Source organism: Sphingomonas sp. LH128, assembly GCF_000293195.2.
In the GTDB taxonomy this organism is placed as follows: Bacteria; Pseudomonadota; Alphaproteobacteria; order Sphingomonadales; family Sphingomonadaceae; genus Novosphingobium; species Novosphingobium resinovorum_A.
The window spans coordinates 1-1,757 of record NZ_ALVC01000554.1; the positions used below are offsets into that span (position 1 = coordinate 1).

Sequence of the window (1,757 nt, forward strand, 5' to 3'; positions counted from 1 at the left end):
AGCCCAAGTGCGTCCACCACCCCTTCTAAGCACCATGATCGTCTGCACCGCGATGGGTGACGCACCCCAGGCACATGGCCCGGGATGCGCCTGATAGGTCACAGATCGTGATCAGCAGCCACGCGACTTGAAGTGCTGCTCGATCGCATTGTGCAACCCTTTTCGGCCATGTTCGCCTGCGCGGCCGAGCGCGTTGACAAACCCTCGGGGAAGCGAGCCTCGGCTCGATCGGATCGACTTGCCCTGATCCTTGGCAAAACCCACGACCGACTGCGCGGCCCTCGTCCCGGCCATGGCCTGCGTACTGCCAAGCAGCGTGAAGGCAGCGGTCATCGCGACGAGAATCGTTCGTTTCATCATTGGAAGTGCGACCTTTCCGTTGGGAGTGATGCCGACGGTCGTACCCATCGAATTCAGCCCTTTCCCGTCGGCACGCAACGAATACCCCGGCCCGGTAAATATCGTCCGGACAACAGTGATGAAGGTATTGATTTAACGTCGGATTAAACATGCTGCAACGCAACATTCACAATCCGTCATCGCGGTGTCACTTGCCGGCTGAAGTTGCACCACAACGCAGCAATTCCATCATGGTCCGCTGGATTTCGTCGAAATCCTTCATCGAATTCCTGCCGCAAATGGCCTGGCGTCCGCCACGATGGTTAATCTTCGATGAGGGACGCCGAATTGTTGGCCTCGCATAAGGTTTCTCAGTTCGCCGATGGGCTCGCCTGGACCGGAATTCCATAAGCCTGACCCAGTTCCTGAATCACTCTTCCGGCGAGCGCACTGCGAAACTCGATGCCGACCGTGTTACCGTCGAGCCAGCGCACATGGGCAGGGATGGGCTTGAAGTTGGCGATGCGCAGTTCGATGGCCTCACCCGGCACGAACGCCTCGGCGCTGCCGACAACGCTGCAGCCGCCTTGCGAAACGTCGCCCAGTTCGACCGGAAAAACGTGCCAACGCGATTTGCGGCACCGCGCCTGAAGCAGCACGGGGTGGCGCTGGGCCAGTCGGTCGTTCTCGTCTGCCAGCATCATACCCTCTTAGCTTCGCCTGAGGGTGCCTAGCGACCAGAAGTAAACCCGAAGTTTCAGTGCTCCGCCGAAAGTCCGTCGCTCTCGAGAGGCGGCGAACCGGTGGCGGCGATCTGTGCGTCGATCTCCTTGGCTCGGTCCACGATAGTCTTGTTCGCGGCCTTGTAGCGCTCCTCGAACGTCGGCTCGCGTTTGCAGCCGCCGAGGAGCGCTACAAGCGCGAATGCCGCGATCAGCCCCGTACGCATCAATAGTCCTTCTTGATGCGCACGTTCAGGCTGTTCACGCCCGAGCCGCCGGCCTGGCTGAGCACCGACAACCACTTCGTCACGCTGACTTCCAGCTGCGTGGCAGTGAAGCCGCGCGCGTCGGTGATCAGTTCGACGTAGATGTCGTCGGTGAGGTACTGGCCTGCGGCGACGGCTGTGCCGCGACCGGCCTGCTCGTCCGGACCAAGGATACGCAGGCGGTCGATCCCGGCGGCGGAGCGCAGCTTGCCGAGCGGGTTGAGCCCACCGCCGGTCCCGCGCAGCGAATTGAGCGAGGATGCCAGTTGCACCGCCTGCAGTGCCGAAAGGTTGGCGATCGAGCTGCCGAACAGGATGCGCGATACCACTTCATCGTCAGGCAAGCTGGGATCGGACGAGAAGTCGATCTGCGGGTTCATCGCGCGCCCGGTGACGTTCACGTTGACGGTAACGTCCTCGATATCGTCGG

General features: G+C 61.5%; 4 protein-coding genes. All 4 read right to left on the reverse strand.

From position 1 onward, the window contains the following. Window positions 1-111 precede the first annotated feature (111 nt). Window positions 112-360, reverse strand: a complete 249-nt coding sequence (locus LH128_RS30180; protein ID WP_172705219.1) for a hypothetical protein — start codon at window positions 358-360, stop codon at window positions 112-114. A 350-nt stretch (window positions 361-710) separates the two neighbouring features. After that, on the reverse strand, window positions 711-1,043 hold the full coding sequence (locus tag LH128_RS30185) for a PilZ domain-containing protein (protein WP_008833494.1): 333 nt from the start codon (window positions 1,041-1,043) through the stop codon (window positions 711-713). A 53-nt stretch (window positions 1,044-1,096) separates the two neighbouring features. After that, entirely contained in the window at window positions 1,097-1,288 is a 192-nt protein-coding gene (locus tag LH128_RS30190) for a hypothetical protein (protein WP_008833495.1), read from the reverse strand. Continuing rightward, window positions 1,288-1,757 (reverse strand): translocation/assembly module TamB domain-containing protein (locus LH128_RS30195; RefSeq protein WP_008833496.1); only part of this gene is annotated, 470 nt, incomplete at its 5' end. The genes LH128_RS30190 and LH128_RS30195, both read right to left, overlap by 1 nt.

Bases quoted from the DNA above. Each gene is read 5' to 3' on its own strand.
- LH128_RS30180 (WP_172705219.1), bottom strand. From the start codon at position 360: ATGATGAAACGAACGATTCTCGTCGCGATGACCGCTGCCTTCACGCTG.
- LH128_RS30185 (WP_008833494.1), bottom strand. From the start codon at position 1,043: ATGATGCTGGCAGACGAGAACGACCGACTGGCCCAGCGCCACCCCGTG.
- LH128_RS30190 (WP_008833495.1), bottom strand. From the start codon at position 1,288: ATGCGTACGGGGCTGATCGCGGCATTCGCGCTTGTAGCGCTCCTCGGC.